Source organism: Pseudomonas aylmerensis (assembly GCF_001702265.1).
Classification (GTDB): Bacteria; Pseudomonadota; Gammaproteobacteria; order Pseudomonadales; family Pseudomonadaceae; genus Aquipseudomonas; species Aquipseudomonas aylmerensis.
In genome coordinates, this window is record NZ_MAUE01000025.1 from 169,156 (window position 1) to 175,624 (window position 6,469).

Annotated in this window: 11 protein-coding genes; 9 read left to right on the plus strand and 2 right to left on the minus strand. The window is 57.1% G+C overall.

What is annotated here, in order from left to right; translation table 11 throughout:
* Nucleotides 1–7: 7 nt before the first annotated feature.
* The 7 genes from BBG20_RS17630 (at nucleotide 8) to BBG20_RS17655 (ending at nucleotide 3,317) form a co-directional block, all read left to right on the plus strand.
* Entirely contained in the window at nucleotides 8–502 is a 495-nt protein-coding gene (locus tag BBG20_RS17630) for a hypothetical protein (protein WP_065905529.1), read from the plus strand.
* Complete coding sequence (locus BBG20_RS32950) at nucleotides 499–639, plus strand: hypothetical protein (protein WP_158267393.1); 141 nt, start codon at nucleotides 499–501, stop codon at nucleotides 637–639. The genes BBG20_RS17630 and BBG20_RS32950 overlap by 4 nt, the downstream gene beginning before the upstream one ends.
* Before the next feature lie 10 nt (nucleotides 640–649).
* Nucleotides 650–1,516, plus strand: coding sequence for an ATP-binding protein (locus BBG20_RS17635; RefSeq protein ID WP_065905530.1), 867 nt, complete (start codon nucleotides 650–652; stop codon nucleotides 1,514–1,516).
* On the plus strand, nucleotides 1,513–2,184 hold the full coding sequence (locus BBG20_RS17640; RefSeq protein WP_065905531.1) for a 3'-5' exonuclease: 672 nt from the start codon (nucleotides 1,513–1,515) through the stop codon (nucleotides 2,182–2,184). Before BBG20_RS17635 ends, BBG20_RS17640 begins: the two co-directional genes overlap by 4 nt.
* A 9-nt stretch (nucleotides 2,185–2,193) precedes the next feature.
* On the plus strand, nucleotides 2,194–2,436 hold the full coding sequence (locus BBG20_RS17645) for a hypothetical protein (protein ID WP_065905532.1): 243 nt from the start codon (nucleotides 2,194–2,196) through the stop codon (nucleotides 2,434–2,436).
* Nucleotides 2,433–2,903 carry a hypothetical protein gene (locus tag BBG20_RS17650; RefSeq protein WP_065905533.1) on the plus strand — a complete coding sequence of 157 codons (471 nt, stop codon included), beginning with the start codon at nucleotides 2,433–2,435 and terminating at the stop codon, nucleotides 2,901–2,903. Before BBG20_RS17645 ends, BBG20_RS17650 begins: the two co-directional genes overlap by 4 nt.
* A gap of 69 nt (nucleotides 2,904–2,972) precedes the next feature.
* Nucleotides 2,973–3,317: a hypothetical protein gene (locus BBG20_RS17655; RefSeq protein WP_065905534.1), complete on the plus strand. Its 345-nt coding sequence runs from the start codon at nucleotides 2,973–2,975 to the stop codon at nucleotides 3,315–3,317.
* On the opposite strand, the gene BBG20_RS31925 is transcribed toward BBG20_RS17655, so the two are convergent.
* Complete coding sequence (locus BBG20_RS31925; RefSeq protein ID WP_083221421.1) at nucleotides 3,314–4,069, minus strand: DUF4145 domain-containing protein; 756 nt, start codon at nucleotides 4,067–4,069, stop codon at nucleotides 3,314–3,316. The two genes, BBG20_RS17655 and BBG20_RS31925, sit on opposite strands and share 4 nt — an antisense overlap.
* Before the next feature lie 104 nt (nucleotides 4,070–4,173).
* On the opposite strand from BBG20_RS31925, the gene BBG20_RS17660 reads away from it, so the two are divergent.
* The gene (locus tag BBG20_RS17660; RefSeq protein WP_083221422.1) at nucleotides 4,174–4,692 is read left to right on the plus strand and encodes a DUF2303 family protein; all 519 of its coding nucleotides are present in this window, start codon (nucleotides 4,174–4,176) and stop codon (nucleotides 4,690–4,692) included.
* Nucleotides 4,693–4,783: 91 nt separating this feature from the next.
* Here the strand turns inward: BBG20_RS17660 and BBG20_RS17665 are convergent, their stop codons facing one another.
* Nucleotides 4,784–5,386 (minus strand): hypothetical protein, encoded by a 603-nt coding sequence (locus BBG20_RS17665; protein ID WP_065905535.1) that lies wholly within the window; start codon nucleotides 5,384–5,386, stop codon nucleotides 4,784–4,786.
* A 52-nt stretch (nucleotides 5,387–5,438) separates the two neighbouring features.
* Between BBG20_RS17665 and BBG20_RS17670 the strand changes: the two genes are divergently transcribed.
* Nucleotides 5,439–6,469, plus strand: a 1,031-nt coding sequence (locus tag BBG20_RS17670; RefSeq protein WP_141697300.1) for a DNA cytosine methyltransferase, incomplete at its 3' end; no start/stop codon positions are given.

Consider the following 6,469-nt stretch of genomic DNA (forward strand, 5'->3'; position numbering starts at 1 on the left):
AGGCTCTATGTCTCAAGAAAATGAATCCCTCCTATCGGCTGCCGATCTGCGGACGATTGCCCACGCTGCGCCCACCGCCAAGATCGAGCGCGAAGAGCTTGATTCTGCCCACCGCCAGGCTGAACGCGAGCGCATTGAGCAGCTTGGCGAGTCTGCCGAGATGGTGCTGGACCTGGAAGCCAGGCTTGCGGCCGCAGTCGATGACCGAAAGCGCGCCCAGGTCGAGGCGAACTTCGCCAAGAAGAAGCTGGAGCAGGTTTTCGAGTCGGTCAGCACCGCGGTGGGCCGGGATGTTCGCCAGCTCAGCGTCGTGCACCTCGGCATGGCATTGACAGCCAGCCAGTCGAAGCTGGTCACCCTGGCCGGCTACATCGACAAGGCGCGGACGCTGGATGACCTGGTAGTGGTTAAGCGGGTGGCCAGCAACCTGGGCGTCATCCAACCGCAGACCATGGCCCAGGCATCTCAGCTTATGGGCCTGAGCCCCCGGAGAGTCGTATGAGCCCTGCAATGGCCGCCCAGTTCGACTGGGTGACTGTCGGCGCGTTCTCGCCGGAACGGTTCACCGGCAACGAGCGCAAAGAGTACGAAGAAGCCGCCCGCCGCATTCAGCGGCAGTGGGACAACCAACCAAGCTGAGGAAACTCAAATGTTCAAGAAAGCCGAACGCAAGCAGGCCAAGCTACGGCTGGCACTTGCTGGGCCGTCTGGATCAGGAAAAACCTACTCCGCCCTGCTTCTTGCACAGGGACTGAGCGGTCGCATCGCGGTACTGGACACCGAGCACGGAAGCGCATCGCTGTACGCGGATCTGGTCGACTTCGACGCAATGGAACTGCACGCTCCCTATTCGCCAGAACGCTACATAGACGTGATCACCGCTGCCGAGCAAGCCGGCTATGACACGCTCATCATCGACAGCTATTCCCACGAGTGGACTGGCTCCGGCGGCTGCCTTGAGATCAACGAGACGGTCGCCCACCAGAAGTTCCGGGGCAATACCTGGGCAGCTTGGAACGAGACAACGCCGCGCCACCGCCGGCTAACAGACAAGATCCTCACCAGCTCACTACATATCATCTGCACCATGCGGAGCAAGACGGAAACGGTCCAGGGCGAGGGTAAGAAAATCCTCAAGCTGGGCATGAAGTCCGAGCAGCGCGACGGCACCGACTACGAATTCACCGTGGTGCTGGACCTCACCCACGACGGCCACACGGCGACTGCCAGCAAGGACCGTACAAAGCTGTTCGTCCAGCCCGAGCTCATAAGCGCCGACACTGGCGCGCGCCTGCTGGCTTGGCTGAATTCTGGCGTCAGTCCTGAGGAGCGCGCCAAGGAGCTGCTGGTGGATGCTTTAGCTGATATTGCCACAGCCAAGGACATGGCCTCGTTGCAATCGGCGTTCAACGCCGCAAAAGCCATCGCCGTCGGCGTTGACGATCTCGTCCAGCAGGTCGTGGCAGCCAAAGACAAGCGCAAAAATGAACTCTCCCCACAAAGGCAATCAGCATGACCGCATACATCTTCGACAGCGAAACAACTGGCCTAAACGATCCACACCTAATTGAGGCGGCATGGCTCCAACTGGAAAGCATCAGCAGCCTCGCGGTTACGGCTGACTTCCTCCAGCGATACAAGCCTGGCAAGCCGATCGAGTTGAGTGCTCTGGCAACCAGCCACATCCTTGACGAAGAGCTTGCTGGCTTCCATCCGCACACCGACTTCAACTTGCCGAACGATGTTGAATATCTGATCGGGCACAACGTGGACTACGACTGGCGCGTCATCGGGGAGCCGGACGTCAAGCGCATCTGTACACGAGCACTGAGCTCAAAGCTCTGGCCAGACGCCGACAGCCACACCCAGTCCGCAATGATCTACCTGCACTACCGCGCCGAAGCGACGGGCCTGCTCCGCAACGCCCACGCAGCGCTGGATGACGTGAAAAATTGTCGGCTGCTGCTGGTGAAAATTCTCGACCAACTCGCTGCCGATCTTGGGCGACCGGTTAGTGACTGGGAAGAGCTGTGGCAGATATCAGAGGATGCGCGAATCCCCAAAGTCATCGGTTTCGGCAAGCACAAAGGAGCCGCCTTTGCTGACCTTCCCAGCGACTATCGGCGCTGGCTCCTGAATCAGTCAGACCTTGACCCATTTGTTCGAAAGGCGCTAATGCGCTGAGGAGGAATCATGATCAGCAACCACCTAAACCTGGTCGAGCAGCGTCGTGGTGCCGCTTTTGACCTTTCCGAGCAGATTGCCCAGTACCTTGCAGCCAACGGAAAGATCGTGCAACTCGAAAGCCCACCGATCAATCCAGACCCCGGCAAGCGTTCGACCAAGATCGACCCCGAGACCATCCTCAAGCGCCGCAAGCCGCCCATCACCCGGGCCGAGCGTGAAGCGCTGCGCAAACTCGCGGAGGCTTTATGAGCAAGCGCAAGCCGCACAACCTCAAAGCCCGGATTGACCGGTCCTGCCGGTCGCTGCTGGCCGCCAACCACGTCGCAGTGGTGAACATCGACCCGAGTGGCCGCCAGGGCATGATCAACTACAAGTCGCTCAAGAACATCGCGCCGGGGAAGATTGGCCAGGCCGTATGCGGCATCCCGCACCGGTGGACGATCTACCTCAGCGCCCTCTGCATCGACGCCCGCGGTGACCGATACAGCAAGTCAGTGGAGGTGGCGCCCGATGGCGTTTACCTCTCCGACCACCTGGAAGACGTGATCGATCATTGCTACAAGAAGCTGCGCGACGAGGCCAATCAAAACCAGATGGTGGCCTCGGGTTGGATTGCCATTCCCGAGGCTATATCACTGGACGAGGCACGCGCCGCGCGCATCTTCGAAGCCGTCGGCGCCTGGCACCAGGTGAAGGTCGATTCATGCGCCGCATAGCCCGCACCCAGCAACGCAAACGTCAAACCTGGCTCGCACTGCCGGCCAGCGGAATAGAAGAGGTAGGCCATGGCTAAGACTGTGCAGGAACGATCGGCCAAGGCTGCGCAGAAGCGGCTGGCGGTCGCCGAGAAGGAGTTGCGGCACAAGGTCAGGCCGGGCATCGAGCAGGCCATGGACCGGATCCGCGCCAGAGGCAAAACGCCGATCATCAGCGAAGTCCTGCAGATCGCCATCATGAAGATGGACTTAATGCCAGACGACGAGTTGATCACCTTCTTGAGCTATCCGCGCCACGAAATCATGATTAGCGAAAACGTGGCGCGAGAACTCCATAATGAGAGCGTGCGAGAACTCAAGCGCAAGCCAGGTGACGAAATTATTGCTCCCGTAATTGACCAACAAACTCGCTAGCTATGTTTGCCTACTGGTCCTTTTGCTAGATTTATACGTCTAGCAAGCTCTTGGGCCTTTAAGCGGCTATCGCTGTACAGCTCTTCGAGCAAGAGATTCATAATTTCAAATGCATCCATCGCGTCGGATCGCGTAAGCACTGATCCTGCGTGACTACCATGGTTGCCAAGCCACCTAACAGCGTCGAATAACGCTTTAACCCCCTCTTTTTCTGTAGGTAGTTTGTTTATTCGATCCGAAAACCGAAGGAACCCACCAGATGCCGTATTAAGGTCGACTTTAAGGTCAGTAAGAATCTCTTCAGCCGCGGCGCGGAGGCTGTTACAGCAAGAGTCTGGCTGTGAAAAAAAAGACTCACATGCCGCAACTATTTTCTCCTTGACAAGGTAGGGAGTTTTTTCGGGGCATATCACTATTTTCAAAGGAGGATAAAAGAATCGTGGATTATGGTACTCCACCCACTCGGACTCCCATCCACCGTCAGCTCCCACGCAGTGCTCGATCTCAAGCCCGCCGGTCCCAGTAAAGAAGACTACATCTGAGCAAGAAGCGCATTTGAGCTTACCGCCAAATGTCAGCACGACGCCATCAGGGTCGAATTCATAATCCTGATCTCTCTTCGATGCCTCTGTTACTTGACTATCTAGTTTTCCAACCAGCTGCAGCGCTCCTGCTTCACAGTACGGGCAGCCATATGCTGGAACATTTGACGTAGCAAAACCATAAATCAGCTGTTGCCTTTTCAATAACATCCCCCACCTCCATGTTTAGGAGGCGAAATAAACCACATACGCCATAAATTCGCCACTATGCAGTTTTCGGACGCGGAGGCTGACAGCCTGACTGGAGATAACCCATGGACGATCAGTTCTACCTGCAAGACAGCCGGAACCATGCCTACGTCGGCGACGGGTTGTCGTTCTGGGGCTTTGGCGGCTCCGGATATGTCACCGATCTGGCCAAGGCACAGGTATCCACCCGGGACGGCGCTTGCGATCACCGCGACACCGACATCCCCGTGGCCAAGGCCATTGCCGCCGTGCGCACTATCACCATCAACGCGTCGAGCGAGTCGGAAACCACCGTGGGCGAGACCAGCGCCAGCCGCAGCGCTATGGATCAAATCGAGGCCCGCAGCAAAGAAACCCTGCCGGTTTCCCTGCAATTCAGCACCGTCCCGTTCGAGGGACTGACTGAGCAAGTGATCACTCTTCGCCTGTCGGTAATCACCAGCGGCACGCAGCCAGTGCTCAAGCTGCGTTGGGTTGGCGAAGAGGTCCAGCGCGAAGACATCGCCCAGGAATTCAAAGCTGCGCTGCAAAGCAATATTGGTGAAGCCGATGTGTTGTCGCTGGGCAGTTTCGACACGAAGTAATCTTTTTGGCTGGACTGAGGGCGCTTGCGAGCGCCTGACCTTTTATCCAGAGGAAAGCCCGTTTTTTTCCAGACTGCGGTAGCCACAGATACTAAGCTTTTTCAAAGTTTGGCCAATAGAAGTCTATTATCTCAGTCTGCCCGGCGACATTCAGACAAAGCACCTCTAACTCTTGCTCAACAAAATTTTCCGCTAGCACGTACTCTTCTATCCTTTTTGAAATATTTATTACCGCGGCCAAGATATGATTATGTGCGATAACCAAATCATAATCTCCGAGTTCATGAACAGGGATAAGCCCCATAGATTTCACAGACGATTTAAATATTTCTGAATAACCAGTGTTCCAGCCCAACTTGAAATCCCGCTTGAGCTCATAGGTCTCGAGCGCGTCCCTCACACCTCGTGCGTGATCTACGGCGTGCTTAACTACAGCGAAAAATGCTTTAAACTTCTGTTCAGAAACTATTGATCTCTGCTCTTCCTGGCGTTTGACCTGAATATTACTTATTGCAAAAGCGCCCAAAATCGCGGCTATCGAACCAATCGCTTGAACCCAGCTTGCTATCTCTGAGCTATTAAGATGGAACACCCTAATTAATAACCACACAACAAATATAAAACTCCCTGCCAGTACAAAATTCTGTACCGAAACCAGCGGCTTAAACAGCGCCTTTCCGTAATCGTTAAGCATCATCCATTTCCCCCACGTGTCCGATCGACAAATATACTCGGCGAGGATCCCTATGTCCGCACAACAGAAGAAACACCCCTTCGATTTCAAAACCCAATACGGTCTCGGCTTCAACCCTCAGGACGATGAGATCGTTGTCGACTGCTTCTGTGGTGGTGGCGGCGCCGGCACCGGCCTGGAAATGGGCCTGGGCCGCGCGGTGAACGTGGCCAAGAACCACAGCGCCGCGGCGATCAGCATGCACACCGTAAATCACCCAGGCGCCAAGCACTTCACCACCGACGTGTTCGACGGTGACCCGGACACCGAATGCGGCGGCAAGGCCGTGGGCTGGTTCCACATGTCACCGGACTGCACCCACCACAGCCAGGCTGCCGGCGGCCAGCCGCGCAAACGTGAGATACGCAACCTGTCGTGGATCGGCCTCAAGTGGGGAGGCAAGAAGCGCCCCCGGGTGATCAGCCTGGAAAACGTGAAGCAGATCCTGCAGTGGGGCCGATTGATCGCCAAGCGTGACAAGGCCAGCGGGCGGGTGGTGACCCTGGACCAGGTGCCGCACCCAACCAAGAAGGGAAAGACCACCAACCGAATCGCCGCACCGGGCGAGCAAGTGCCGGTATCGAACCAGTTCCTGGTCCCTGATCCGAAGCAGCGTGGCCGCACCTGGCGTCGGTTTGTGGCGCTGCTGGAAGGGATGGGTTATGTCGTGGAGTGGAAGGTGATCAGGGCATGCGACTTCGGCGCACCGACCAGCCGGGAGCGCCTGTTCATGATCGCCCGGTGCGATGGCCGGCCGATCGTCTGGCCGGAGCCTACTCACGCGAAGAACCCGGTCAAGGGCCAGCAAAAGTGGAAGACCGCCGCTGACTGCATCGACTTCACCGACCTGGGCAAAAGCATCTTCGGCCGCAAGAAGGACCTGGCCGACGCAACGTTGCGCCGGGTTGCCAAGGGCATGAAGAAGTTCGTCATCGACAACCCGGCGCCTTTCATTGTGCCGATTGCGAACTGGTCGGGTGAGTCGGTGCAGTCTGCCGATGAGCCGCTGCGCACAATCACCTCCTATCCAAAGGGTGGTGCCTT

Excerpts from the sequence above, each read along its gene's own strand:
- BBG20_RS31925 (WP_083221421.1), bottom strand. The coding sequence starts at position 4,069 with ATGTTATTGAAAAGGCAACAGCTGATTTATGGTTTTGCTACGTCAAAT.
- BBG20_RS17635 (WP_065905530.1), top strand. The coding sequence starts at position 650 with ATGTTCAAGAAAGCCGAACGCAAGCAGGCCAAGCTACGGCTGGCACTT.
- BBG20_RS17650 (WP_065905533.1), top strand. The coding sequence starts at position 2,433 with ATGAGCAAGCGCAAGCCGCACAACCTCAAAGCCCGGATTGACCGGTCC.
- BBG20_RS32950 (WP_158267393.1), top strand. The coding sequence starts at position 499 with ATGAGCCCTGCAATGGCCGCCCAGTTCGACTGGGTGACTGTCGGCGCG.
- BBG20_RS17655 (WP_065905534.1), top strand. The coding sequence starts at position 2,973 with ATGGCTAAGACTGTGCAGGAACGATCGGCCAAGGCTGCGCAGAAGCGG.
- BBG20_RS17640 (WP_065905531.1), top strand. The coding sequence starts at position 1,513 with ATGACCGCATACATCTTCGACAGCGAAACAACTGGCCTAAACGATCCA.
- BBG20_RS17660 (WP_083221422.1), top strand. The coding sequence starts at position 4,174 with ATGGACGATCAGTTCTACCTGCAAGACAGCCGGAACCATGCCTACGTC.
- BBG20_RS17630 (WP_065905529.1), top strand. The coding sequence starts at position 8 with ATGTCTCAAGAAAATGAATCCCTCCTATCGGCTGCCGATCTGCGGACG.
- BBG20_RS17645 (WP_065905532.1), top strand. The coding sequence starts at position 2,194 with ATGATCAGCAACCACCTAAACCTGGTCGAGCAGCGTCGTGGTGCCGCT.
- BBG20_RS17665 (WP_065905535.1), bottom strand. The coding sequence starts at position 5,386 with ATGCTTAACGATTACGGAAAGGCGCTGTTTAAGCCGCTGGTTTCGGTA.